Annotated in this window: 28 protein-coding genes and 1 tRNA gene; 19 read left to right on the top strand and 10 right to left on the bottom strand. The window is 66.6% G+C overall.

Features of this window, described 5'->3' with window-relative positions:
* The first annotated feature begins 60 nt into the window (after positions 1-60).
* The 4 genes from EV651_RS10255 to EV651_RS10240 all read left to right on the top strand — a co-directional run bounded on the left by EV651_RS10255 (position 61) and on the right by EV651_RS10240 (position 4,393).
* A complete protein-coding gene (locus EV651_RS10255) occupies positions 61-861 on the top strand; it encodes a hypothetical protein (RefSeq protein WP_133784421.1) in 801 nt (266 codons plus the stop codon).
* Positions 862-958: 97 nt separating this feature from the next.
* Positions 959-2,530 carry an alkaline phosphatase gene (locus tag EV651_RS10250; protein WP_133784419.1) on the top strand — a complete coding sequence of 524 codons (1,572 nt, stop codon included), beginning with the start codon at positions 959-961 and terminating at the stop codon, positions 2,528-2,530.
* Positions 2,527-3,414 (top strand): discoidin domain-containing protein, encoded by an 888-nt coding sequence (locus EV651_RS10245; RefSeq protein ID WP_202870251.1) that lies wholly within the window; start codon positions 2,527-2,529, stop codon positions 3,412-3,414. Before EV651_RS10250 ends, EV651_RS10245 begins: the two co-directional genes overlap by 4 nt.
* A gap of 16 nt (positions 3,415-3,430) precedes the next feature.
* The gene (locus EV651_RS10240) at positions 3,431-4,393 is read left to right on the top strand and encodes an aminoglycoside phosphotransferase family protein (RefSeq protein ID WP_133784417.1); all 963 of its coding nucleotides are present in this window, start codon (positions 3,431-3,433) and stop codon (positions 4,391-4,393) included.
* On the opposite strand, the gene EV651_RS10235 is transcribed toward EV651_RS10240, so the two are convergent.
* Complete coding sequence (locus EV651_RS10235) at positions 4,385-4,807, bottom strand: hypothetical protein (protein WP_133784414.1); 423 nt, start codon at positions 4,805-4,807, stop codon at positions 4,385-4,387. The two genes, EV651_RS10240 and EV651_RS10235, sit on opposite strands and share 9 nt — an antisense overlap.
* A 121-nt stretch (positions 4,808-4,928) precedes the next feature.
* Positions 4,929-5,360 (bottom strand): hypothetical protein, encoded by a 432-nt coding sequence (locus EV651_RS10230; protein WP_133784412.1) that lies wholly within the window; start codon positions 5,358-5,360, stop codon positions 4,929-4,931.
* Between the two features lie 399 nt (positions 5,361-5,759).
* On the opposite strand from EV651_RS10230, the gene EV651_RS10225 reads away from it, so the two are divergent.
* Positions 5,760-6,728, top strand: a complete 969-nt coding sequence (locus EV651_RS10225; protein ID WP_133784410.1) for a hypothetical protein — start codon at positions 5,760-5,762, stop codon at positions 6,726-6,728.
* Between the two features lie 85 nt (positions 6,729-6,813).
* Entirely contained in the window at positions 6,814-6,966 is a 153-nt protein-coding gene (locus EV651_RS41295; RefSeq protein ID WP_166658557.1) for a hypothetical protein, read from the top strand.
* Between the two features lie 11 nt (positions 6,967-6,977).
* Here EV651_RS41295 and EV651_RS10220 read toward each other — a convergent pair whose 3' ends face one another.
* Positions 6,978-7,772, bottom strand: coding sequence for an inositol monophosphatase family protein (locus EV651_RS10220; protein WP_133784408.1), 795 nt, complete (start codon positions 7,770-7,772; stop codon positions 6,978-6,980).
* Positions 7,769-8,647 carry a DUF5919 domain-containing protein gene (locus EV651_RS10215; protein ID WP_133784406.1) on the bottom strand — a complete coding sequence of 293 codons (879 nt, stop codon included), beginning with the start codon at positions 8,645-8,647 and terminating at the stop codon, positions 7,769-7,771. The genes EV651_RS10220 and EV651_RS10215 overlap by 4 nt, the downstream gene beginning before the upstream one ends.
* A gap of 559 nt (positions 8,648-9,206) precedes the next feature.
* On the opposite strand from EV651_RS10215, the gene EV651_RS10210 reads away from it, so the two are divergent.
* The 11 genes from EV651_RS10210 to EV651_RS10160 all read left to right on the top strand — a co-directional run bounded on the left by EV651_RS10210 (position 9,207) and on the right by EV651_RS10160 (position 17,626).
* Positions 9,207-9,455 (top strand): DUF6284 family protein, encoded by a 249-nt coding sequence (locus EV651_RS10210; protein WP_133784404.1) that lies wholly within the window; start codon positions 9,207-9,209, stop codon positions 9,453-9,455.
* A complete protein-coding gene (locus EV651_RS10205) occupies positions 9,452-9,679 on the top strand; it encodes a hypothetical protein (protein ID WP_133784402.1) in 228 nt (75 codons plus the stop codon). The genes EV651_RS10210 and EV651_RS10205 overlap by 4 nt, the downstream gene beginning before the upstream one ends.
* Entirely contained in the window at positions 9,676-10,548 is an 873-nt protein-coding gene (locus tag EV651_RS10200) for an ABC transporter permease (RefSeq protein WP_133784400.1), read from the top strand. Before EV651_RS10205 ends, EV651_RS10200 begins: the two co-directional genes overlap by 4 nt.
* A 1-nt stretch (position 10,549) precedes the next feature.
* A complete protein-coding gene (locus tag EV651_RS10195; RefSeq protein ID WP_238156782.1) occupies positions 10,550-12,766 on the top strand; it encodes a cell division protein FtsK in 2,217 nt (738 codons plus the stop codon).
* Positions 12,767-12,780: 14 nt separating this feature from the next.
* Positions 12,781-12,996, top strand: a complete 216-nt coding sequence (locus EV651_RS10190; RefSeq protein ID WP_133784398.1) for a hypothetical protein — start codon at positions 12,781-12,783, stop codon at positions 12,994-12,996.
* A 312-nt stretch (positions 12,997-13,308) separates the two neighbouring features.
* Complete coding sequence (locus tag EV651_RS42295; RefSeq protein ID WP_238156781.1) at positions 13,309-13,542, top strand: hypothetical protein; 234 nt, start codon at positions 13,309-13,311, stop codon at positions 13,540-13,542.
* Positions 13,542-13,964, top strand: coding sequence for an RRQRL motif-containing zinc-binding protein (locus EV651_RS10180; protein ID WP_133784394.1), 423 nt, complete (start codon positions 13,542-13,544; stop codon positions 13,962-13,964). The genes EV651_RS42295 and EV651_RS10180 overlap by 1 nt, the downstream gene beginning before the upstream one ends.
* 23 nt (positions 13,965-13,987) lie before the next feature.
* Entirely contained in the window at positions 13,988-14,860 is an 873-nt protein-coding gene (locus EV651_RS10175) for a bifunctional DNA primase/polymerase (RefSeq protein ID WP_133784392.1), read from the top strand.
* Positions 14,857-16,176 carry a DUF3631 domain-containing protein gene (locus tag EV651_RS10170; RefSeq protein WP_133784390.1) on the top strand — a complete coding sequence of 440 codons (1,320 nt, stop codon included), beginning with the start codon at positions 14,857-14,859 and terminating at the stop codon, positions 16,174-16,176. The genes EV651_RS10175 and EV651_RS10170 overlap by 4 nt, the downstream gene beginning before the upstream one ends.
* A gap of 47 nt (positions 16,177-16,223) precedes the next feature.
* Positions 16,224-16,460, top strand: a complete 237-nt coding sequence (locus EV651_RS10165; RefSeq protein WP_238156780.1) for a helix-turn-helix domain-containing protein — start codon at positions 16,224-16,226, stop codon at positions 16,458-16,460.
* Positions 16,460-17,626, top strand: coding sequence for a site-specific integrase (locus EV651_RS10160; protein ID WP_202870250.1), 1,167 nt, complete (start codon positions 16,460-16,462; stop codon positions 17,624-17,626). Before EV651_RS10165 ends, EV651_RS10160 begins: the two co-directional genes overlap by 1 nt.
* Positions 17,627-17,705: 79 nt before the next feature.
* Here EV651_RS10160 and EV651_RS10155 read toward each other — a convergent pair.
* Positions 17,706-17,779, bottom strand: a tRNA-Gly gene (locus EV651_RS10155).
* A gap of 472 nt (positions 17,780-18,251) precedes the next feature.
* Here EV651_RS10155 and EV651_RS10150 point away from each other — a divergent pair.
* Together EV651_RS10150 and dcd are read left to right on the top strand one after the other, a co-directional pair.
* Positions 18,252-18,692, top strand: a complete 441-nt coding sequence (locus EV651_RS10150) for a MarR family winged helix-turn-helix transcriptional regulator (RefSeq protein ID WP_133784386.1) — start codon at positions 18,252-18,254, stop codon at positions 18,690-18,692.
* 145 nt (positions 18,693-18,837) lie between these two features.
* Complete coding sequence (dcd, locus tag EV651_RS10145; protein WP_133784384.1) at positions 18,838-19,413, top strand: dCTP deaminase; 576 nt, start codon at positions 18,838-18,840, stop codon at positions 19,411-19,413.
* A gap of 43 nt (positions 19,414-19,456) precedes the next feature.
* On the opposite strand, the gene EV651_RS10140 is transcribed toward dcd, so the two are convergent.
* The 5 genes from EV651_RS10140 to EV651_RS10125 all read right to left on the bottom strand — a co-directional run bounded on the left by EV651_RS10140 (position 19,457) and on the right by EV651_RS10125 (position 23,209).
* Entirely contained in the window at positions 19,457-21,004 is a 1,548-nt protein-coding gene (locus tag EV651_RS10140; protein ID WP_133784382.1) for a PQQ-binding-like beta-propeller repeat protein, read from the bottom strand.
* Positions 21,005-21,107: 103 nt separating this feature from the next.
* Complete coding sequence (locus EV651_RS42925; RefSeq protein ID WP_255512155.1) at positions 21,108-21,233, bottom strand: hypothetical protein; 126 nt, start codon at positions 21,231-21,233, stop codon at positions 21,108-21,110.
* A complete protein-coding gene (locus tag EV651_RS10135) occupies positions 21,230-21,451 on the bottom strand; it encodes a hypothetical protein (protein WP_133784380.1) in 222 nt (73 codons plus the stop codon). Before EV651_RS10135 ends, EV651_RS42925 begins: the two co-directional genes overlap by 4 nt.
* A gap of 145 nt (positions 21,452-21,596) precedes the next feature.
* A complete protein-coding gene (locus tag EV651_RS10130; protein ID WP_133784378.1) occupies positions 21,597-22,445 on the bottom strand; it encodes a DUF4097 family beta strand repeat-containing protein in 849 nt (282 codons plus the stop codon).
* Positions 22,433-23,209: a hypothetical protein gene (locus tag EV651_RS10125; protein ID WP_133784376.1), complete on the bottom strand. Its 777-nt coding sequence runs from the start codon at positions 23,207-23,209 to the stop codon at positions 22,433-22,435. The genes EV651_RS10130 and EV651_RS10125 overlap by 13 nt, the downstream gene beginning before the upstream one ends.
* Positions 23,210-23,293 lie beyond the last annotated feature (84 nt).

The raw sequence follows: 23,293 nt of genomic DNA, 5'->3' as shown, positions 1-23,293 counted from the left end.
TCCCCGGGTGGTCCAGACCATAAGATCCACCGTCTGCATCATCTGGGAGGAAAACGCATCATGAAGTTCCGTGCCGTCGTGGCCACCGCGGCCGCCGTACCGCTCGCCCTCGGCCTCGCTGCCTGTGGCGGAGAGCCCAAGGCCACCGGCTACAAGCCGACGACTCCGGCCACCACGACGACCGCACCCAAGCCGGCCGCCACCACCACGACCGCACCGGCCAAGCCCGCAACGGTCGCCCGCCTGAACCGCGTGACATTCGTCCCCGCGATGACGACGGCGGTCAGCAAGCAGAAGGCCTGGCACACGGTCGGCACGGTCACCGCCAACGGCTCGCCCCTGATGACGATGGACGGCGTCCAGACCACGAACCCGGTCGCGATGTCCATGGAGATGTCCGGTGCGGCGTTCCAGGGCAAGACCGCGAAGATCGTCGTGATCGGGAAGACCGCCTACCTCTCGATCCCCGGACTCACGCCGGCCGGCAAGTACAAGAAGGTCGCGTCCGGCCTCAACGACCAGCTGACCGAGCTGATCGAAGGCGGTGACCCGACCAAGATCTACAAGTCCTTCGACAAGAGCATGGTCGACGCCAAGTTCGTCCGCACCGAGACGATCGGCGGGGAGCAGCTCGACCGGTACGCCGTGACGGTGAACACCGCGAAGGCGCTGGCCCTCCAGGGCAAGAAGGTCCCGGCCGGGCTGCCGAAGACACTGACCTACTCGATGTGGCTGGACAAGTCCCACCTGGTCCGGCGGATGACCTTCGACCTCAGCGGCGTGTCGATGGTGATGACCATGTCCGACTACAACAAGCCGGTGAACATCACCGCGCCGCCGGCTAGCAAGATCGTGAAGTAGGCCGGAATCGGTCATTTTCCCACCCTGTTGTGTGAACTTCTCGTAATCTCCCGTTACGGATGTGATCACCTCAGGATGATCGGGTGGGTGGGTGCCGATGCCGACTACACGACGCAACTTCCTTACCGTCAGCGGAGCAGCGGCGGCGCTCGCGCTGAGCGGCAGTCTTCCGGAGATCAAGACGGCCGCAGCGGGCTGGACCGGCCGGGTGGACCGGCGCGATCCATTCACGCTCGGCGTCGCGTCCGGCGATCCGTTGCCGGACGCGGTGGTGATCTGGACCCGGCTGGCCCCCGATCCACTCGCGCCGTTCGGCGGGATGGATCGGCGGCCGGTCGAGGTGCAGTGGCAGGTCGCGGAGGACGAGCAGTTCCGCCGGATCGTCCGCTCCGGCACGGCCAGGACCGGGCCCGAGGCGAGTCACTCGGTGCACGTCGACGTACGGGGTCTGCGGCCTTGGCGGCACTACTGGTACCGCTTCCGCGTGAACGGGCAGCTCAGCCCGGTCGGCCGGACCAAGACCGCACCGGCGTACGACGCTGTCGTTCCTGAGCTGTCGCTGGCGTTCGCGTCCTGCCAGGCGTGGTGGGAGGGCTGGTACACGGCGTACGCCGACATGGCGAAGCGCGACCACGACGTGGTGTTCTTCCTCGGCGACTACATCTACGAGTTCGGGATCGACCGCGGCATTCGCCCGCATTCGAACGAGCCGTACATCACCCAGCAGACCGTGACGCTGGACGAGTACCGGCAGCGGTATGCGGCGTACAAGCTGGATCCGGATCTGCAGAGCGCGCATGCGAACGCGCCGTGGATCGTGACGCTCGACGACCACGAGGTGGTCGACAACTGGGCCGACGAGGCGCATCCGAGTGCGCCGCCGGCCCAGTTCCGGGTACGCCGGGCCAACGCGTTCCGCGCGTACTGGGAACACATGCCGCTGCGGCTCGCGCAATTGCCGAAGGGGCCGGACATGCAGCTGTACCGGCGGATCAGGTACGGGCGGCTCGCGGAGTTCAACGTGCTCGACACGCGCCAGTACCGGTCGGACCAGGCGTACGGCGACGGCACGAAAGCCCCAGGACCCGAGACGGCCGACCCGGCGCGCACGATCACCGGTGACGCGCAGGAGAAGTGGCTGCTCGACGGGTGGGCGGCGTCGCAGACGCGCTGGAACGTGCTGGCGCACCAGACCGCGATCGCCCGGCTCGACACGAAGGACGGGCCGGAGGTGCTGGTGCCGATGGACACCTGGGATGGGTACGAGGCGTCCCGGAACCGAATCCTCGGCGGCGCGGTACAGCGCAAGGTTCGCAACCTGGTGTCGATCGCGGGCGACCTGCACCGCAGTGTGGCGTCGGACCTGAAGCTGGACTTCAACGACCCAGCGTCGGCGACGGTCGGTGCCGAGTTCGTCGGTACGTCGATCACGTCCGGGATCGACGGTGAGGACCTCGACGCCGGCGGCGCGACGTTGCTGCGGGAGAACCCGCACATGAAGTTCGGCAACTTCCAGCGCGGGTACGTCAGCTGCTCCATCACACCGCAGCGATGGGTCTCCGACTACCGCGTCGTCGACAAGGTGTCCGTCCAGGGCGGCACCGTGAGCACTCGGGCCAAACTCCTCGTCGAGGACGGCCGCCCCGGCATCGCGGAGGTGCAGAAATGAGGATCCCCCGACAGACCGTCGTCGCGGCCGGCACGCTGCTGGCGGCCGCCGTACTCGGCTCCAGTTCGATGCCTACGGCAACCTCCGACGTGGCAGCAACCTCCGACGTGGCAGCAACCTCCGACGTCGCGGTGAGCGTCGCTCCCGAGCAGCTGAGCGTGGTCGGGCTCCCGTGCCTGCCCAGCACGCTGAATCTGACGATGACCAACACCGGCAGCCAGGACCGGTACGCCGACCTGACGCTCGAGCCGACCGGCCCGCTGCAGCTGTCCCGCACACTCTTCTCCTCGTGGCTGCCCGCGGTCGATCCCGACCAGCCCGTCTCCGCACCGGTCGAGGTCCGGGTCCCGCGCGACACCAAGCCCGGCAGCTATCAGATCGGCGTCGAGGTCGACCGGTCACGGGTCACGGTGCCGGTGACGGTCGAACCGCTGCCCTCGAAGGGCCCCGGCGACAACCTCGCACTCGGCGAGCAGGCGACGGCGTCCTCCACCCACGGCAACTTCACCCTCTGCGGCGCCGTCGACGGCGACAAGGACCCAGAACACTGGGACACCCTGACCGGCTGGAACGACGGCACCCGCGCGGTCTTCCCCGACACGTACGACGTCGCACTGTCGGCGCCGGCCACCGTGAACCGGGTAGAGCTCTACACGCTCGACTCGGCGAAGTACCCGGCACGGCTCAACGGCCTACGCGATTGGGACGTTCAGGCGAAGGTCGGCGGCGTATGGCAGACCGTCACACAGGTCCGCGGCAACACCCTGGGTCACGTCACATCGACCTTCGACCCGGTCCAGGCGGAGGCTGTACGTATCCTCTGCCTCGACGGCAACGACCACACCTACTCCCGCATCGTCGAACTCGAGGTCTACGGAACCTAGGTCAACCATTTGAACCATGCCTAGTTCAGAAGAAATCGCGCTCGCCTTCGATCTGGGCACACCGGACGGCGACCTCATCCACGTCCGGCGCGGCGACGCCGATGCCTGGCGGCTGAACACCGCAACCGGGAGCTATTTCGTCAAGGGATACTTCACTGCCGCGGATGTGCGCCAACTGGAATTCGCGATGGCATTCGAGCGCCAGGCACTCGCGTCCGGCGTAGACATGCCAGAGCCGATCGCGCCAACCGATCCTCTTCTTGGCTGGGTGACCCGCATCGAGGATCGGCTGTTCCGCGTCTACCGCTGGATCGACCACCGAACGCCCGAGCCCGACATCTCGGCCTGGCTCGGCGGGACGATGGCGAAGGTCCATGAACTGCAGCCACTGGGTCGGGCGGGCTTGCCTCAGTGGTGGCGGCAATCGGTGCAGCCACCGGGAACTTGGGAGGGCTGGTTCGCCAAGGCCCGGCAGCGCGACGTTTTATGGGCAGGTCTTGTGGACAGCCTTCCACGCATTCTCGCGGTCACAGCACGCATCGCCGAACTCTGCGACGACGTACCGGATCTCGTGACGACGCATGGCGACTTCAAGACCCACAACATCGTCACGTCTCCATCCGGTCCAGTACTAGTGGACTGGGACAGCGTCCGGACCGACAGCGCAGCCCTTGAGGCAGGTCGGTCGGCGTACATCTTCGGAGGCGGTGAACCCCAGCAGATCAAGAGAATCCTCACCGCGTACGTCGCAGCAGGCGGCGATCTCGGGTGGGCCGACGCGGACCTCTTCCTCAGTGTCGCGAGAAATGTCATCCAGGTGCTCGGCGAGCGAATCCGCGTCTCACTCGCGGAGACCACAGCAGCTCGATGGATGGGCGACCTCCCGACGATCGAAACCGCCATCGGCAGGACTCTGCGGGACCTTCCCGGCAAGCTCGACGAACTGCACCGAGCAACGCAAACGATCGATTTACTCTGAGTTGTCGAGCAGACCGAAGTGGCGCAGCGTGCGCGCAGCCACCTCCTGCGGCTCGAGCGCGCTGGTGTCGATGACCAATTCGTCCAGATCCGCGGCGTCGAGGCGCGCGGCGATCTCGTCGCAGCGCTCCAGGTGCCACTCCAACGCCGACCTCTGACTCGCGGTGTACCGGCCGCGCAGTCGTTTCCTGGTGATGTCGGCATTCGCGGTAAGACGAACCATACGAAGAGGACTCTCGACCGCGGCCTCGTAGCGCTCTCGATCGGCTGCGGCACTGATCACCCCACACATAACCAACTGGCGCGGCCCCACCGACCGATAGGACTTCCAAACCGCAGCGATGTTGTGTGCCTCGATCAGAGCATTGTCCTGCTCAGCAGGCGGCCACGACCGGTGGAACCAGTCAACGTCCATCAGACTGAACGGCCGACCGGCACCCGCAAGCAGATCCCCAACATGCTCCAGCGCAGCCGACTTCCCAACCCCAAACCCCCCATTCAAAAAGATCCCGTAACCAGCCGACGGCATAGCGCATCTAGTCCGCGACAGCGCGCAGGAAATCATCCCGGCTATCGATTGCGTGGTATGCCTCGTAGAGCGAGTCGAACGATGCGGCCAGCGAGCCGTCCAGGGCGAATGCGATGGCCGCCACCGCACGTGCTTTGACGAACGCGCGGCGATACTCGTCCGCGCTGGCATCTCCAGCGTCAACCCGATCCTGGATCCCCCAAGCTATCTCGTCCAATTCACCCGTCAGGGCATCGAGCCGGCTCCGAAGATCCTGGATTCCGAAGCTTCTCGATCGGATCGCGTTCAGCGCCTCGGTGAGCGTCGGATCCGCCACGTCCGCGCACCGAACAGCCAGCACACAGACCCGCTCAACGAGCTGATGCCGCTGGTCGTCAGTGCTCTGCCTGAGCTTGTCGACCAGCGCAGGCGAGACTTGTGTCAGTCCGGGTTGGGTCATCTCGACAACCTTACGACGGACGGCGTCCGGCCTGCCGATCGTCGCTGGACCTTCCACCAGCTCACGACCGGTACGGCGACAAGGAGGCACCCGGGCATCCCGGTGAACATCCACCTGACCTGGACTTTTGCCCTGCTCAGAAATGGAGCGGGTGACGGGAATCGAACCCGCACTGTCAGCTTGGGAACAGAATTGTCACACCCGGACGGCTCACGCCTGGCGTCGCACACACGGTCCTCCGGGCTTGGGTGACCGCTGTTGACCGCAGTTGCGCGGCGTGTGCCGTCCGATCGGGCACGGATCGGGCACGGGTCGGGCACGGGTCGGGACTAGGGTTTGCTCGACGCAGTAGGGGCAGATGCCACAGCTCGATCACGAGCTGCGGACGAAGGGGACAGAGTGAGCCTGCAGCAAATCAGCCCGCAACTCCTGCAAGCAGTGCAGGAGCTGGACGCGGCGCGCAAGGGACTGACCGAGGTCACTCTCAGGGAGGTGGGAGTCAACCCCCCTGGCGCCGTCCGGCTTGGTGAGGCTGTAAGCAGGTTGTTGAAGATATTCACCATCGAGGGTGGCGATCTAGCACACGCTAGGGCGCAAGAGGTGGCGTTGTCGTTTGATGCTGGCGTCGTGTCTTCATTGGCCGCAAATGTGACCCTACTGGTCGCGAATCCTGAGTGGGATCCATTCAGAGCGTTCGACCTGGCTTACACCACCGATCGCTACACTGCCGATCGACTCGCGGAATACTTCGGCAGAGATGCCGCGAATCCTCCCGAATTTCAAAAGTTTGAGCGCATTCAAGTGCAAGCCAAGAACGCGGCGGAAGATGCGCGGCTTGAGATGCAACTCCGTAAGTCGGCGGCGAGCGTCGAGGAGATCGCCGAATCTGTAAAACAAGCTGCGGGCGTCGTCGCAGAAGGAAAACTGTCGGAGGCGTTTAAGGAGTACAGCGAAACGGAGATGTCCGGTGCGACCCGATATCGCGGTCTCGCGCTCGGAGTTCTAGGTGCAGTTGTGGCCTTCTCCATTTATACGGCAGCCTTCCTGCCAACCAGTCTCGGATCATCACTCGCACATCTGGGCATCGGCCTGTCCAGCCTCACCGCGTTCGGGTACCTCGCACGTGAATCTGCGCACCATAGGAAGGCGGCACGATGGGCATCTGTAATGTCAGTGCAATTGCGAACCTTCGACGCATATTCGGCTGACCTCACAACCGAGAAGCGTGAACTCCTGCGTGAGCACTTTGGGCGACGCGTATTCGCAGAGCCGGTTTATGCATTAGACGGCCACGAACCTAAGACCAGCGATCTTGCGCCGCTAATGCAGGCCGCAATCGATCTGGTCAAAGTCGCCCGAGCGAATTGAGGAGCGGGGAATGCCTTACCGGTTCATCCGAACAAATGAGCTGACAGGCCGATTCCAGGAGGATAACCCAGGAAACTCTAGTAGATTGTGGATCGACATTCTCAATGACGCCGTGAATCAGGCCGCCAGCAACGGCGGCAAGGTTGTCAGCGTGGGCTACGACCAGATGGGCGAGCCGATGAGCATCCTGTTTGATGTTGCGGCGGACGCACCGGTCGCATTCTGGAGCAAGCTGTGACCGGGGGCCGCCTACCGCTCCGCTTCGGCGATCAGGGTCAGCAGCTCTGCACCGATCGGAGCCGCGACCGCGACAGTCCCCCGCGAGTTGAACGTGTGCTGCGTTCCATCCACGTCTAAAACCTGGGCGCCAGCCTCCCGCGCAATCAGAACTCCCGCACTCGTGTCCCACGGTTTGTTGTTGAACATGATCGAGGCATCGAGGCTTCCGTCAGCCACCCAAGCGAGATCGGTCGCGGCGGTGCCGAGCATGCGCACCCTCTGCACCTTCGCCGCCAGCAGGGAAGTGAGCGTCAGCCTTGAAATGTTCCGCTCGGGGGCTCCATCACCCACTGCGTAATCTCCGATTGCGACAATGGCATCCTCTAGCCGATCGCATTTGCTGGCGCGAATTTCCTGACCATTGCAGTACGCCCCACTCCCACGGCTCGCGGAGTAGCGCCGCCCAAGGAACGGCATATCAATAACGCCCGCCAGAGACGAATCTCCCGCCACGAGGCCAAGCGATATCGCAACGAGCGGAATCCCGTGAACGAAATTTGCCGTGCCGTCGATCGGGTCAAGGACCCACAGAAGGTCACCGGAATCGTCGCCGGACCGCCCCTCTTCCTCACCTAGAAATTCGATCTCGGGCGTCACGCTCGCTAAATGCGACCTAATGGCCTGCTCGACGGCGAAATCTACCTCCGACGCCATGTCGCGATCACCCTTGGATGTGACCGTACCCAGCTCCTGAGTTACCGCCGCTTTGCGGCCGATATCTACCGCTTCGTTTGCGATGTTGAGGAGTCTCGACAGGTCCGTCATATGGTCTTACCCGACTCCCAGAGTGAGGCGAATATGTGGTGATAGACAGAGTACAGATCCGACGACTCGTTGCCGGTTCGCTCCATGACAAATGTTGGTGAATCTAGCCCCCGGAGCGCTGGCAGGTACGTCTGCATCACGCAGAGCCTCTGATCGATGAACATCAGGTTGAAGCGGATCGTTTCGTCATACATCCGCAGTTCCAGCTTGTCTGCTGCTTCCCCAAGATCATCTCGGAGCCTGCTCATGATGTTGATGTTTCCCCGCGACCAGGCCGAGAGATGCCCCTCCTCGTGGCCTTCCTCGCGGTTTCGGCGCTGGATCGATTCGCCGTCCGGGTCGAGGAACAGCAGGCGAACTGACGCCCGCCGTAGGAGCGCCCGCAACTTGAGGTCCGGGTACTGCTGGCAGATCAGGTTCAGCGACAGCCCGGCCGCCGCCACCTCGGAGGCGCTGTCGAACAACTTCGGGGTTGGGATCTCGTGCGAGAACTCCGTACGGCTGGTGTAGATCGCGGTCACGCCGGCCAATCCCGCCGCCGCTGTCGCACCGGTCAGATTCGCGGGCTGCTGGACAGGTGCGGGCGGTACCGGCGCGGCGGTCGGATCAGTGGGCGGTTCATCCGGCCACGGCAGGAACAGCGCCTCAGCCTTCCAACCGGGGAACATGTGTTCCAGGATTCGGCAGTGTCCGGGGTGGGGTAGGCCAGTCAGCGAACCAGACAGCCACCGGTAGAACGTCGCTTTGCTCGGATAGCCGCCAACCTGCTCCCGATCGACCACGCGTGCGACCTTATCGTACTCCCGGCAGAACGCCCGATGTTCCTGTAGGTGGCGCTCTCGCAGTAGCGCCTTCAGTGCTGTTCCAGCCAGCATCGCTGCTCCCCAGAGCTGGGTTTCGGTCTCGTCAAGCTATCAGTCTCATGAGACAGAGATGAGACTAGATGCGTCACGGACGGTCGAGATGAGATACACGCGGAGTTAGGGCGAGACTCGCGGTCTCCAAGACTTCTGGCATGCCCAAGACCACGCACTACTCCGCAGCCTTGGAGCTCGACGGCTTCCGGCCGCGCTCCGCTGGTGGTACGCCTCGCTCTCGCGCCGTCTTCCGGATGTACGCCGCCGTAAACGGGGACAACCGCTCAACCTCAGTTGGTGGAACACCTGCACGCAGCGCGTCGATTACGGCGTCTAGCAGCTCCTGGCGAGCCTGCTCATGGGTCGCTTCGGTCTGTCGATATCGGGCGGTCGCGGCCTCTAGAGCACTGCGTGGGTCAGTCACGTCACACAGGATATCGCCTCCCTGTTGCGATCAACGGACAGTAGGCGCTACTGTAAATCGCAGCTCGAAAGCGATTTCGAGAAGCGACGCCCCGGCGGGCGCAACCGCCGAGGCGTCCAGGTCGCACTAGTCGTCTTAAGAGGAGCGCAACCCATGAGCATCATCCATCTGTCTGCCGTCCGTGGCGAGGAACCGTCCGCCGCCGAGCTGGCCGCGATCGAGCAGGAATGGCCGCTGATCGAGGCCGAACTGGACCTGTTGAACGCACAGATCGCGTTCATCAACGCGGGTCCGAGCGCGTCGGTTCTGGACAGCCGCCGAGTGCGCCGCGCCGCCCACCGCGTCGTGGACGCTGCCCGCGTTCTGGCCGACCGCGCCCCGGAAGCGGAGGTCGTCGCATGACCGCGCTAATGACGGCCGGTACCGCCTTGCCAGACCTCGTACAGGTCGACCTGGGTTGGTGGAAGGTCGCGGGCTATGACCTCGTCCAGGTGGTCTCGCCGCGTACGGCGCTGGGGACGGCGTGGGTCGTCTGGCGCGGTGACCACGTCTTGCACACCACCGACACGCTGCCTGACGCGGGCGGCTGGGTCGCTCGCCAGCTCACCGGAGGTGAGACGCGATGAGTACTCCACTTCGTACGTCGTACCCGGTCCCGGTCGAGGACCTGATCCCAGCCGCACGCAGCCTCGCGGCCGAGCTGGGCGAGATCCCGTCGCAGAACCGGCTGATGAAGCACCTGCGGGTCGGCAAGGACAAGGCCAAGGCCGTGCACGCCGCCCTGATCGAGGAGCGCACTGCCGACCGCAGCGAGGACCGTACGGGGACCCGGCTGCACTCGGTGCCGGACGCGGACGAGACCGGCACCGAGCCCGACGCCACCGACACGGCCTCCGAGGACGCTGCGGAGGAGTTTGCGCAGGTCACGCAGCCCACAGCCCCGGTTTCGGTCCGCCAGACGGGCTGGCGGAGCTGGTTCCCGCGGCTGACCCGGCGCGGGGGCATCTCCCCGGCTCACGAGCCGACTCGCGACACCGAGGCTGAGACCGGGGACGAGATGCGCCCGGTTCGGTCGTGGCCGGTGCTGCTGCTGGCGCTGCCCGCGTTCGTCGCGGTCTGGTCCGGGTGGGTCGGACTCGGTGAGCTGACCGGATTCGGTGTCGTGCATCCGCTGCCGGGGATCGCGGACGGGTTCACCCTGAACTCTGCGATCACGCTGCCGATCGGTCTGGAGACCTATGCCGCGTTCGCGCTGCGGGTGTGGCTGTCCGGCCGGGTCCCGGCCAAGGCTCGGAGGTTCGCCATGATCTCCGCCCTGACCTCACTGGTTCTCGGTGCGTCGGGGCAGGTCGCCTACCACCTGCTGGAGGCCGCTGGCATCACCCGTGCGCCGTGGCAGATCACCACTGTCGTTGCCTGCCTGCCCGTCGCCGTGCTCGGCATGGGCGCCGCGCTGGCCCACCTGATCCACACCCGCGAGAACGGGGAGAAGTGACATGACAGAGCCGATGAGCAGCCAGAACAACGAGCTGCCTGACCCGATCGACCTGGACGCGCACCGCGCCCGCCGCGACGACGCACAGAACCCGGAGGATTTGGCCGGCGCGCTGGTGCCGGTGTCGCCTGCCGAGGTTGAGCGGATGGACACCGCCTACGAGATCGCGCTGGACGGCGACTCCGACGACGACCCGTCGACGGGCAACGTGCTGGTGCCGGTCGACAAGCCGTCGCTGCCGGTGCCGGTGCAGTCGGGGGAGCGGATGCCGATCGTGCCGGTGCATCTGCGGCCGAAGGCGCTCCCCGCGACGATGCGCCGCGCTGGCGGCCGGGCCGGGCACGTGACGGCGTTCCATACGGTCCGATCCCCCTGGTACGCAACGAAGTTCGCGTGGTTCGCGAGCCGTGGCCTGTCGCGGCTGATCGGCAAGCAGTTCCGGTGGTGGTGGGTCCCGAACTCGGTGCAGTTGGAGCAGAAGGCGGCCGACGCGGGCGAGTTGAAGGAGTGGGAGAAGATCCACCGCCAGCTCAAGGCAACCCGGCTGTGGCGCGGGGTGGTGCTGGCGTTGCAGAACCTGGGCCTGCTGATCGGGCTGCCGATCGCGTGGAACGCGGCCCCGGCTGCTGGGCTGGTGGCGGTGGGTGCGGCTGCGGTGGTGGGTCTGGCGCACTACGGCCGCCCGGCCGGTCAGACCCTGGTCGGTACGGCGGTGGTCGCGCCGAGGTTCCGCAAGCTGAACTCCGACATCATCCTGCGCGCCTACTACGCGGCCGGTCTGGGCAACCCGGACAAGACCGACAAGCAGGTCAACTTCGGCTCGACCATGTCCCGCGATGCCAGCAACACCGGCACCGAGGTCATCATCGATCTGCCGTGGGGTCTGGGCTGGACACAGGTCGTCGGGGCGAAAGAGAAGATCGCTTCCGGCCTGGACGTGCACATGCGGCAGGTGTTCCTGACCCCGGACGACTCGTCCAGCCGTCGCCACAAGCTGTTCGTGGCCGACACGGACCCGCTGGCCGAACCGGCCGGGCGTACCGACATGCTCGACGGCAAGCGCCGCTCGATCTGGCAGCCGGTCCGGTTCGGCCTGGACGAGCGTGGCCGACTCGTCGGGCTGTCGCTGCCGTGGTTCTCCCTGCTGGTCGGCGCTCAGCCCCGTAAGGGCAAGACGTTCTCCGCCCGCATGGTCGCACTGCATGCCGCGCTCGACCCGTTCGTGAAGCTGGTCATTGTCGATGGGAAGAACTCGCCGGACTGGCTCGGCTTCAAGAAGGTTGCCCACCGCATCGTTTTCGGTGACGTGCCCAACGTCAACGACCCCGACCCGATCGAGCACCTGCTCGCCGCGCTTGACGAGATCTTGACCCACATCGACAACGTCAACAGCCTGCTCACCACGCTGCCGGTCGAGGTGTGCGAGGAAGGGAAGCTGACCGAGGAACTGGCCCGTGATCCCCGCTACCCCGAGCTGCGGGTGTGGGTGCTGGTGATGGAGGAGTTCCAGAAGTACTTCGAGACCGAGGATCAGGAGATCAACAAGCAGATCGCCCGCAAGCTGTCGATGATTCAGGCGGTCGGCCCGAGCGCCGGTGTGTGGCTGGTGTCGGCGTCGCAGAAGCCGTCAGGTGTCGGCGCGGGTGACGTGGCGCGGCTGTTCAACCGGTTCCGTGACAACCACACGCTGCGGTTCGCGCTGCGCTGCGGCAACCGCGACGTGTCCATGGCCGTGCTCGGTGGCGACGCGTACCAGGAAGGCTTCGACGCGTCCACGCTGCCGGTCGGGGACAAGTTCCGGGGCGTGGGTTACCTGTACGGCGCGAGCGATGACACCCCGACCGTGCGGACCTTCCTGGCCGACGCCAAGGACGCCGACCACATCCTGACCGCCGCCCGCAAGCTGCGAGAGACGCTGAACCTGCTGACCGGCGACGCGGCCGGGGAACAGATCGAGCGGACCAGCCGCGACGTGCTGGCCGACATCCTCACCGTGCTCGGAGCCGACACCGCCGCGCACTGGGAGGCGATCGCCGGACGGCTCGCAGAGCAGATGCCCGAGCAGTACGACGGCACCACGCCAGACGCGATCTCGGCACAGGCCCGCGCCTTGAAGGTCCCCAGCCGCGACGTGAAACGCGACGGCGTGAACCGCAAGGGTGCCCGCGCCGACGACATCCGCGCCGCGATCGACCGCCGCAACAACACCAACGGCTGAGGAGGGTTGCGCTGATGGATCTCAACGCCCGCCGCCAGGCCCTCGCCGACCGGCACCAACGCAACCTCGCGGAGTACGGCTCGGCTGTGCAGGAGTTCGTCGAGCTGTCGCAGCCCGACCCGCTCACCGGCCGGGTGTGGCGAACGTCGAAGTGGCGAGCTGCCCGTTTCCGGGTGCGGCGCGCTGCCCGAGCGCTGCATCGCTCTCAACCCAAACGTTACACACGGTAACTGATCGCACTGGGGGTGCGGGACGGCTGAAGTAGCGGCCTCGACGCTACCGGTAGCGGCAACGCTACCCGTCCCGCTACCCCGCAATCCAGATCTGACCAGGCCGTATATCCGCAGGTAGCGGGTCGCGGCTCAGGCTCCGCACGCCCAAAAACAGCCCTCTGGAGGCTTCCCATGCTGTCCGCCGCCGCTACCTCTACCCTCAGCGCCGCTACCCACGGTAGCGGGCAGGGTAGCGCCTGGCTCACCCTCTCAACCGACCTCGCCGCGACCCTCCACACCGCTGGACAGGTCGCCACGGTCCTACTGATCGTGAGCATCGCCGTCGCGTTCTACCTGTTCACCTGTCTCGTGTGGCCGTTCGGCAAGTGCCGCCGCTGCAAGGGCGTCGGCAAGTTCAAATCCCCGTTCGGCAAGGCGTACCGCCACTGCGGGAAGTGCGACGGCTCCGGGCTGCGGGTCCGGCTCGGACGCCACGTCATCAACCACATGCGCGCCGTCCGAGGCGCGGGCGAGAACTCCACCACTGGCAAGGGGAAGCGCTGATGTGCAAGGCGCTGGACGGTGTCAGCCTGCACCCGGCGAAGTCGTGCTGGGTCGAGTTGTGGAACGGCAAACAGGCGCTCGGCTGGGACTACTACGGGACGCCGGTGTTCCGGTTCCGGTGGGCACCCGCAGGGCTCGCCACGCGCCGCCAACTCCGGGCGATGCGCATGGCTCCGGGCCGTCAGGAACCGTACGCGCTGCTGGTCTGGCGAGGCGGCAAGCGGTGGGCATGGCTGTACCGGCTCGACCTCGCCAAGCCCTCCCGCGTCCCGTCCCCGGCTCAGCTCAACGCGCTCGACAAGGCGATGCAGGCACGGCGTACCTGCCAGCTCTGCAAGGCCGTCACCGACTACTGCATCCCGACCTCAGACGGCCGGTGCAACGACTGCATCGACACCGCCAGCTACCCAACCGCCGCCTAGCCCACCTCGAGGAGGAATCACCGATGAACGACGTGCTGACCGCAGCGCTAGACGCCGCCGAGTGTGGCTGGCCGGTGTTCATGCTCGGTCGCTCCAAGCGGCCCATTGCCAACTGCGACGACTGCCCCCGCGACGCACACGACCCGGCGACCTGCGGTCACCTGACCTGCCACGGGTTCTACGCGGCCACCACCGACCCCGAATGCATCGCGCAGATCGTGGCCGCCGTCCCGGCCGGACAGCTCGCCGTCCGGACCGGTGCCGTGTCCGGATTGGTCGTGGTCGACGTGGACCCCGCGCACGGAGGCAACGACAGCCTTGCAGAGCTGGTGGCGCGTCAGCTGGTGCCGCGCACGCGCTGGGTTCGCACCGGCTCCGGGGGAGTGCACCTGTACTACCGCCACCCCGGCCGCGAGATCGGCTCACGGCCGATGCCGAACCGGGCCGGGATCGATGTGAAGGCTGACGGCGGGTACGTCGTGCTCCCGCCGTCGATCCACCACCGCACCGGCCAGCCGTACACGTGGGGCGAGGGACCCGGCGAACCGATCGAGATGCCCCCCGCGCTGATCGACGCCTGCCTGCCCAGTGCGCCGGCCATTTCCACCACCCACCCGACCGGGCCGATCCGGACCACCCGAGCGGGGGGCATCTCGAACCCTCAGAGCCTGCTCACGTCAACGCTCAACGCCGTACGCAACGCACCCGAGGGCAAGCGACGAACCACGCTCTACGGCGCTGCGCGAGGCGTGGCCCGGATGGTCGCGGCCGGTGCGATCACCCACGCCGACGCAATCGCCGCACTCACCGACGTGGGGCTGCAAGTCGAGCAGACCGCCCGCGACATTCGAGCCGCTATCACCGGTGGCTTCCATGACGAAGGGATCGCCGCATGACCACCCCTGCCGACACCAACAGCGCCGACCCGACGCAGCCGATCGACGGTGCCCGGCTGCTGGACGACGTGGCCGCCACCATCGGCCGGTACGTCATCCTGCCCAGCACGTCAGCCGCGGTTGCCGTGGTGTTGTGGATCGCCGCCAGCCACGCGGTTAAGGCGTGGAACTGTGCGCCCCGGTTGGTGATTCGGGCGCCGGAGCGGCGGTGCGGAAAGTCGCGGTTGCTGGACATGGTGGAAGGGATGTGCCACCGGCCGTTGATGACGGTCAACGCGTCGCCGTCTGCGGTGTACCGGTCGATCGGCATGGCACCGTCCGATCCGCCGACGCTGCTGATCGATGAAGCGGACACGATCTTTGGCCCCAAGGCCGGAGAGAACGAAGACCTGCGCGGGCTGCTGAACGCCGGGCATCAGCGCGGCCGTCCGGCGCTGCGCTACGACGCCGGGACGAAGAACGTGGAGAAGATCCAGACGTTCGCCATGGCAGCACTCGCGGGCATCGGTGCCATGCCCGACACGATCGAGGACCGCGCCGCCGTCATCCGCATGCGCCGCCGCGCACCCGGTGAGCAGGTCGCACCGTACCGGGTCCGGCGCGACGGCCCGGAGCTGGACGAGCTGCGCCAACTGCTCACCCAGTGGCTCGCCCCGCAGGTGATCGAGCTGACCAAGGCCGCGCCAGACATGCCGCTCGAAGACCGCGCCGCCGACACGTGGGAGCCGATGATTGCCGTTGCCGACCTGGCAGGCGGGGACTGGCCACGCGCCGCACGAAAGGCCGCTGTCGCGCTCACCAGCGACCGCGACGCGGGCGACGAAGGATCGACGCCGACCCGTTTGCTGGCCGACTGCCGCACCGCGTTCCAAGACGCCGACGCGCTCCCGACCGCCGAACTGCTCAAGCGGCTGCACAGCGACCCCGAAGCACCGTGGGCGACGATCGGGAAAGCCGGACTCACGGCGATGCGGATGGGCAACCTGCTGCGGGACTTCGAGGTCCACAGCGACACCATCCGGTTCCCGACCGGACAGGCCAAGGGCTACTACCGCAGCGAATTCACCGACGCATGGAACCGCTACTGCCCCGAGCCAAAACCTGCCAGTGGGGAAGCCGTACCAGCCGTACCAGCCGTAACTTCCCAGGTCAGCCCCGAGGAGGCTTCCACCACTGGTACGGCTCAAGCCGTACCAACCACCCAAGCCTCCTCGACCCTGACCAGCGAAAACGAGGCTGGTACGGCTGGTACGGCTTGGGTCCCCAGAGCTGTCCCGGCTCTTGCCGAGGTCAACGATCGGGCTGACTGCGCATGAGCAGACGCCACCAACTGACAACTCCAACGAACCCCAGGAGAACGACGTTGACGACCCCGACGAGTGACGGTGATCGGCTGCTCGACGTGCAGGAGGCAGCGGTCATGCTCGGCACCTTCAACACCAGTGGCGTCCGGTTTCCGCGACGCCTGATCTCTGAGCGTCGGATCCGGTTCGTGCGCATCGGCCGGATGGTGCGCATCCCTGAGTCCGCGATCCGCGAACTGATCGAACAGAACACCGTCGAACCCATGCGCCCAGCTCTGGAAAGGATCGCCGCCTGATGACGAAGCGACGCTTTGGACGGATCCGCAAGTTGCCGTCCGGCCGATTCCAGGCGCGGTACCCCGGACCGGATGGGGTTGACCGGCCAGCACCGAACACGTTCCCCACAAAGACCGACGCGAGCCGCTGGCTGATCAACAAAGAAGCCGAACTGTTGAGCAAGCGTTGGATTGATCCCGCCCTTGCCGCAACTCCGCTCGAAACGTACGCACGAAAGTGGATCGACGAGCGTCCCGGACTCAGGCCGAAGACGTTGGTTCTCTACAACGGGCTGCTGCGGAATCACATCGCGCCGACGCTCGGTGAGGAGCCACTAAACACACTCACCCCGCCGATGCTCCGGACCTGGAGGAAGTCGCTGCTTGACGGCGGACTCGGACCAGTCACCACCGCAAAGGCCTACCGACTACTGCGATCGATTCTGACCACCGCTGTGGAGGACCGAATGATCGAGTTCAACCCCTGCTATATAAAAGGTGCAGCGACGGAGAAGAGTCCCGAGCGGCCGACGCTGACGCTTGCTGAGGTCTACCGAATCGCGAGCGGGATTGCGCCGCGCTATCGAGCGCTTGTTTTGCTCGCCGCGATGGGCAGTCTGCGGTGGGGCGAGTTGGCCGGCCTTCAAAGACGGGACGTGAGTTTGTCCCGTGGCGTGGTCAAGGTACGCCGGGCTGCGGTCGAACTTCCGACCGGTGAACTCAGGATCGGGCCGCCTAAGTCGGACGCGGGAGTGCGGGACATTCATCTCCCGGAGCTGGTGATCGAGGACCTTCGGTTGCACTTCGAGATCTACGTCAAGCCCGGTGCAGAGTCGCACGTCTTTACTGGGCCGAAGGGAGCACTGCTGCGCCGCTCGAACTTCCAGCGAGCATGGAGCAAGGCTGTGACGGCCGCCGAGCTGCCCGGCACGATCCACTTCCACGACCTACGGCACACCGGTAACAACTGGGCCGCCGAAGCGGGCGCAACTCTGGCCGATCTGATGCAGCGGATGGGGCACGCCAGCACCCGAGCTGCAGTCCGGTACATCCACACTCGCGACAGTCGGCAGCGGTTCCTAGCGCAAGCCATGTCAGAGCATCTCGATGGACTGCGGGACGACGACGGCACCGACCAGGACGAAGACGACGAAGGCGACGCGTTGCCGGTCGCATCGGGCACGTAACGGGCACGCGGCCGGTTTCAGGTCCTTGAAATAACTCAGCCCCAGGTCGGAAACATGCCTCTGACCTGGGGCTGAGCTGTGGAGCGGGTGACGGGAATCGAACCCGCACTGTCAGCTTGGGAAGCTGATGTTCTGCCATTGAACTACACCCGCGCGGCCGGTCTCCCGGCAGCGGTGAAGAGCATAGCCGATGCGCCGAGGTGCCTGCATCGCGGGCCCGGCGCGCCGCGCGACTGCGGCGCCGTACCGGGACTGGGAACACCCGGCGGGGACTCGGCACAGGCCATGGCCTGTCTCCTGTCCCCAGCGCATGTTCCCGGTCCCGCCCGAGGCACCTGTCCCCCGGTCTTGTCCGAGGTACGCCGGGTGGCGGGGTGGTTGTTGTCGGGTCAGGGGGATGGGTGTGTAGAAGGTGCCCGATGCATCGAAAAGCGGGGGTGGGCGGTTTGCATCGGGGGTTCTTGGGCAGTTTTTCACAAAGGGCACGTTCAGGACTGGGCAGGTTCGTCATCTTCTGGCAGATTAGAACGCGTTGCCGGGGGCAACATTCGACGCAACGTGAGGATGCGGTCCTCGCCGGGACCGGACAAGATGGTTGCGGGGCAACTGGATGAAGGGGTGAACGGTGGCAACAGACACAACTGACGCGGTGGACAACCTGGAGAAGGAGCTCGTCACGTTGGCACGGCGGCTGCGCGGTCTGCAGCGGACGCTGTCCGACGAGGCGCATCCGGACCTGGAGCCGGCGCAGTACGCGTTGCTGAACCACGTGGAGGAGCTGGCGCCGGTGCGGATGGCCGACCTGGTGGCAGCGCTCGAGGTGGACAAGGGACCGGTCAGCCGGGCCTGCGCGCGACTCGAGGAGGAGGGCCTGCTGAAGCGGGCCGCCGACAAGTCGGACGCGCGCGCGACCCTGCTGACGCTGACCGCGGCCGGCAAGCGCAAGCTGACGGCGGCCCGGAAGAAGCGGCACAAGGTGATCGAGGACCTGCTCAAGGACTGGTCGCCGGCGCAGGTGAAGACCTTCGCCAGCCAGGTGTCGAAGTTCAACAAGCTGGCCAACTGAAAATAGTTGCCTCAGGCCCACGGTCTGGTGGTGTGCTCCCGCCGGGGAGCTGAGGGCTCCGGACGACTCACCACCAGGCACGGGAAACCGGCCCGACCGGCAACTCGAGCTGTGCGGACGAGCGGCACGCTGCTAACGTGCGACCGTGCTGCTCTCCGACCGCGACATCTTGGCCGAGCTCGACGCGAAGCGGGTCCAGCTGGATCCGTTCGAAGCTGCGATGGTGCAGCCGTCGAGTGTCGACGTACGGCTGGACCGGTTCTTCCGGGTCTTCGAGAACCACAGGTATCCGCATATCGACCCGGCCGAGGAACAGCCAGATCTGACCCGGCTGGTCGAGCCCGAAGGCGGCGAGCCGTTCATCCTGCATCCCGGTGAGTTCGTCCTGGGATCGACGTACGAGCTCGTCACGCTGCCCGACGACGTCGCCGCCCGGCTCGAGGGCAAGTCGTCTCTGGGCCGTCTGGGGCTGCTGACCCACTCCACCGCAGGCTTCATCGACCCGGGCTTCTCCGGCCACGTGACGCTCGAGCTGTCGAACGTCGCGACACTGCCGATCAAGCTCTGGCCCGGCATGAAGATCGGCCAGCTCTGCTTCTTCCGGCTGTCCTCCCCCGCCGAGTTCCCGTACGGCTCGTCGAAGTACGGCTCCCGCTACCAGGGCCAGCGCGGCCCGACCCCGTCGCGCTCCTACAAGAACTTCCACCGCACCGACATCTGACAAACGAAAGGGCCCCGGCAAACCGGGGCCCTTCTCGCTGACGTCAGGCGGTCGGCTTCAGGTAGACCAGGACTGACTGGATGTCGTCGCTGCCGTACCCACTTCCCTGCGGCTGCTGCCGGTAGACGCCGCCGTACGGCGAGACTGCGGCCGGCGACGACTGCGTGCCGTTGTAGAGGCTCATGTCACTCCCGCCGGCGGACTTGCTGTCCGACGGAGTGTCACCGGACGACGGAGTGTCACCGGAGGACGGAGTGTCACCGGAGGACGGGCTGTCGCTCGAACTCGCGCTCGGGCTGTCGCTCGAACCAGCGCTCGGGCTGCTCGACGACCCCGCGCTCGGCAGGTCCTGCCCGGTCTTCGCGTCCAGCAGCACCGCTTGCTTCTCGGTCTGCACGTAGACGACGCCGTGGAACGCCGCAGTCACGTCAGGCACGATGCGCCCTCCGGACTCGCTGGTGAAGCCCCACGCCTTCTTGCCGGTCGCGTCGTCGAAGCCGAAGATCTCCTGAGGACCGGTGGGCGACGCCTCCCTGCAGACGATCGAGCTCGCTTCGTCCCAGGTGCACTTGTAGCCACCGGACTCCCGCGCCTCCAGGCCGGGCGCCGACTTCACGAGGGCGCCGGTGGAGAGATCCACCGAGAAGAGCGAGCCGACCTCGGTCAGGCTGTCCTTCGGGTACACGGTGCCGTAGAAGAAGGCGTGCTTGGTGCCGCCACCGAGCGGGGTCACCTCACCCTGCTTCAGCGGGATCTGCTTCGTGACCTTGCCGCTCGCACCGTCGATGAGCACGGCCGCGGCGTCGTCGGCGTTCTGCTGGCTCTCGTCCTTCGAGCCCCCGACCACACCGTCATGCACGGCGGCCGGGAGAACGCCCGGCACCACCGTGGCCTTCTTCGTGCTGGGGTCCGCGTACACGGTCGCGGTCCGCACGTCCCCGGTCAGACTGCCCATGATCGGGGTCACACCGATGGCGACCTGGCCGGTCTCCGGGTCGTACTGCGTGTTGTAGAGACTCGGAGTACCGGATGCGACGGTCCCGGCACTCTCCACCGTGCTCACCGGTGCGGAGACCTCGGCGAGCTTCTGCCCGGACGCCACGTCGATCCACTGGATGAGCACCAGGCCCTGCGGTTTCTGCGTGCCGCTGCCCTTGTCTGACTCCGCATAGGCGACGACCGCCACGTCCTTGCCGTCGACCTTGACTGCTACCGGGTTGGACGCGTCACTGACGGTGGTTGTCTCGGCGTCAGTCGACTTGAGCTCCCAGGCCTTGCTCGGGTCGGCGACATCGCGGCCGCTGATTCCCCGGTAGTTGGCGACCACCGCTACCTGACCGACCATGCCGACCTTGGGGTCGTCGTACGTGTCCCGGCCCTTGTAGTCGGGCACGGGGTAGGCGGCGGTGGCGGTGAACGCCTTGGGCGGGTCGAAGGACTGGACACTCGGGGCGGACGGTGTCGGCGAACTGGTGGCACCACCGCCGTTGCTCTCGGAGCTCGAGTCGGCCTTCTTGTCGTTGCCGCCGCAACCGGCTACCAGGATCAGGGCTGCGGTGACAGCTGTGGTTGCCACCATCGGACGCAACATCGTTGGTTCTCTCCCATGTCGACCGAGAATGATCGACTGAACGCTAGCAGTGTCCGCGGGTCCGCCCGATGGTTATCCACAGGCATTGCACGAACCTGCAGCGCTACCGGCGGACCGTCGATCCCGCGCCGAGGAGTCCGAGCCTTTCGAGTACGGCGCAGATCCCGGCGGCCGCGCCGTTGAGCGGTAGGCCGTTGAGCGGTAGGCCGTTCAGCGGTACGCCGTTCATCGGACGATCGAGAGCCCGGTCCCGCGAGGACGGGGCTGCGGCTCGGTCAGGCGGCGGGACGCGGGCTCAAGCCGGTCGGCGATCCTGTGCAACAAGCCCGCCACCCGCGTGCGCAACTTGGTCCGGGGCCTGCTGTTGCGCCCCATTGCCCGTGCTTCGATGCGCCGCAACTGGTCCTCGACACGGTAGCGGGCAACTTCCTGCTGTTCGGTCATCATGATGGTGCTCCCCTCGCGTAATCCCCGTGCTGTGGTGGTTTCAGAGTGGTTTCAGGCAGCGCTTCGCCCAGGTCGGGCGTGAGAGCACCAGACCCGACCTACGTCCCGCCCCCAGTGGCGGGACCTTGTGCGGTGGTGGGGTGGGTCAGACCTTGACGACGGTGATGTCGCCGGAGACGGTGCGGGCGCGCAGCATCAGGGCGCGGTCGCCCTCGGCCGGCTTCTGGCCGGGCTCGAGATCGCACCGGATCCGTCCGGTGACCGTCTTCAGGTCCAGGTACGTCGGAAGTCCGTCCGGGACCCCGATCTGTACGTCGCCGCGGGCCGTCTCGGCCTGGACGCTCGGCCCGTCGGCGATCTCGACCTTGACGTCGCCGGAGCCGGAGGTGGCGACCGAGTGGTCGCGGATCCGCTCGATGGTGATGTCACCCGAGCCGACCTTGACGGAAGTGGGACCGGCCGCGTCGCCGATCGTGACGTCGCCGGAGCCGGTGCTCAGGCCGAGCGCGTCGCCGGCCTCCTCGATGTCGATCGAGCCCGAGCCGGTGCCGGCCCGGACCGCGCCGGCGACCGACTCGACCTTGACGTCACCGCTGCCGGTGTTGACGCCGAGCTCGTTCTCGACCCGGGTCAGCCGGACGTCGCCGGAGCCGGTCGCGAGCCGTGCCGAGCCGAGCGGGACGTCCGCGGTGATGTCGCCGGAGCCGGTCTTGACCCGGGCGTCGAGCACCACGGAGGTGGCGATCCGGACCTGGATCTCCGGCCCCCGGCGGACGTTGCGCGGCCCCTCGACGATCAGCTCGCCGTCCACGACCTCGACGACGACGTCCTCCTCAGGCCCACTGTCGACCTCGACGGTGACCGCGGTGCCCTCAGCGTCGGGGTTGGCGCCGATCTCGACCAGGCCGGAGCCGATGTCGATCCGGATCCGCTCGATCCGGTCGTTCTCGTCGTCGATGATCTGCTGGCTGAAGCCGCCCATCACTCCGCCCATCCCGTCAGTCGCTGGCCCGGGCCGTGTCCGCCACGGCGGCGTTCCTTGTCCTCGCGTCGCCGGTCCTTGTCGTCCCGGCGGCGGTCCCGGTCGTCACGACGCCGGTCGCGCTCCCAGCGGCCGCGGTCCTGGCCGAAGACGCCTTCCTCGCCGAAGGGGCCGTTCGGGCCGAACACGCCGTTCGGGCCGAAGACCCCGTCGGGGCCGAGCGGTCCGTTCGGACCCAGCGGGCCCTCCGGACCGAACACCGGGCCACGCGGCGCGCGCGGCGGCCGGGGTGGGCGCGGGCCGCCGCGGCGGCGCTCGCTGAGCGCGGTCATCACGGTGCGCATCAGCCACGCGTTCGAGGAGATGCCCTCGGCGTTGGCGGCCTCGTCGACCTTGTTCTTGATCGACATCGGCAGCCGCAGCGTGATCCGCGCGGTCGGCTCGTCGGCGTCGAACACGAACTGGTCGTCGGCCTCGGCGTCGGTCTCGTCGTCGATGTCTTCGTCGGTCTCGTCCGGACCGGTCAGCTGGCTGGGCGCCGGCGTGACCACGAACTCCGGGCGGCCGCCGGCCATCCGGAGCTCGACCGAACCCGGGGACAGCTCACGGCTGATCTCCCCGGCGGCGTCGGACAGGGCTGAGATGAGGGCCAGGCGGCCCGCGTCATCCAGCGTTGCCCCGAGGCGCTGTGCCACGGAGCGAGTTTGGTCGTCGGCCAGGGCGGTGGCGTTCTCAACGCTCCGCCGGACCGACTCGAGGTAGTGATCAAGTTCCATGACAGCAAGCATGACGTCATCATGACGTCACTGTCAACCCTCTCTGATGTCACGATGGCGGCAAAGGCAGAATGTCATGCAGTC

This window comes from Kribbella sp. VKM Ac-2571, from assembly GCF_004362255.1.
In the GTDB taxonomy this organism is placed as follows: Bacteria; Actinomycetota; Actinomycetes; order Propionibacteriales; family Kribbellaceae; genus Kribbella; species Kribbella pratensis.
This window is presented reverse-complemented; position numbering and strand designations above follow the sequence as displayed.

Bases quoted from the DNA above. Each gene is read 5' to 3' on its own strand.
- EV651_RS10200 (WP_133784400.1), top strand. From the start codon at position 9,676: ATGAGTACTCCACTTCGTACGTCGTACCCGGTCCCGGTCGAGGACCTG.
- EV651_RS10210 (WP_133784404.1), top strand. From the start codon at position 9,207: ATGAGCATCATCCATCTGTCTGCCGTCCGTGGCGAGGAACCGTCCGCC.
- EV651_RS10255 (WP_133784421.1), top strand. From the start codon at position 61: ATGAAGTTCCGTGCCGTCGTGGCCACCGCGGCCGCCGTACCGCTCGCC.
- EV651_RS10170 (WP_133784390.1), top strand. From the start codon at position 14,857: ATGACCACCCCTGCCGACACCAACAGCGCCGACCCGACGCAGCCGATC.
- EV651_RS10215 (WP_133784406.1), bottom strand. From the start codon at position 8,647: ATGCTGGCTGGAACAGCACTGAAGGCGCTACTGCGAGAGCGCCACCTA.
- EV651_RS10160 (WP_202870250.1), top strand. From the start codon at position 16,460: ATGACGAAGCGACGCTTTGGACGGATCCGCAAGTTGCCGTCCGGCCGA.
- EV651_RS10175 (WP_133784392.1), top strand. From the start codon at position 13,988: ATGAACGACGTGCTGACCGCAGCGCTAGACGCCGCCGAGTGTGGCTGG.
- EV651_RS10220 (WP_133784408.1), bottom strand. From the start codon at position 7,772: ATGACGGACCTGTCGAGACTCCTCAACATCGCAAACGAAGCGGTAGAT.
- EV651_RS10245 (WP_202870251.1), top strand. From the start codon at position 2,527: ATGAGGATCCCCCGACAGACCGTCGTCGCGGCCGGCACGCTGCTGGCG.
- EV651_RS10135 (WP_133784380.1), bottom strand. From the start codon at position 21,451: ATGATGACCGAACAGCAGGAAGTTGCCCGCTACCGTGTCGAGGACCAG.
- EV651_RS10130 (WP_133784378.1), bottom strand. From the start codon at position 22,445: ATGGGCGGAGTGATGGGCGGCTTCAGCCAGCAGATCATCGACGACGAG.
- EV651_RS10240 (WP_133784417.1), top strand. From the start codon at position 3,431: ATGCCTAGTTCAGAAGAAATCGCGCTCGCCTTCGATCTGGGCACACCG.
- EV651_RS10205 (WP_133784402.1), top strand. From the start codon at position 9,452: ATGACCGCGCTAATGACGGCCGGTACCGCCTTGCCAGACCTCGTACAG.
- EV651_RS10140 (WP_133784382.1), bottom strand. From the start codon at position 21,004: ATGTTGCGTCCGATGGTGGCAACCACAGCTGTCACCGCAGCCCTGATC.
- EV651_RS10230 (WP_133784412.1), bottom strand. From the start codon at position 5,360: ATGACCCAACCCGGACTGACACAAGTCTCGCCTGCGCTGGTCGACAAG.
- EV651_RS10125 (WP_133784376.1), bottom strand. From the start codon at position 23,209: ATGGAACTTGATCACTACCTCGAGTCGGTCCGGCGGAGCGTTGAGAAC.
- EV651_RS10180 (WP_133784394.1), top strand. From the start codon at position 13,542: ATGTGCAAGGCGCTGGACGGTGTCAGCCTGCACCCGGCGAAGTCGTGC.
- EV651_RS10190 (WP_133784398.1), top strand. From the start codon at position 12,781: ATGGATCTCAACGCCCGCCGCCAGGCCCTCGCCGACCGGCACCAACGC.
- EV651_RS10250 (WP_133784419.1), top strand. From the start codon at position 959: ATGCCGACTACACGACGCAACTTCCTTACCGTCAGCGGAGCAGCGGCG.
- EV651_RS42925 (WP_255512155.1), bottom strand. From the start codon at position 21,233: ATGAACGGCGTACCGCTGAACGGCCTACCGCTCAACGGCCTACCGCTC.
- EV651_RS10235 (WP_133784414.1), bottom strand. From the start codon at position 4,807: ATGGACGTTGACTGGTTCCACCGGTCGTGGCCGCCTGCTGAGCAGGAC.
- EV651_RS10195 (WP_238156782.1), top strand. From the start codon at position 10,550: ATGACAGAGCCGATGAGCAGCCAGAACAACGAGCTGCCTGACCCGATC.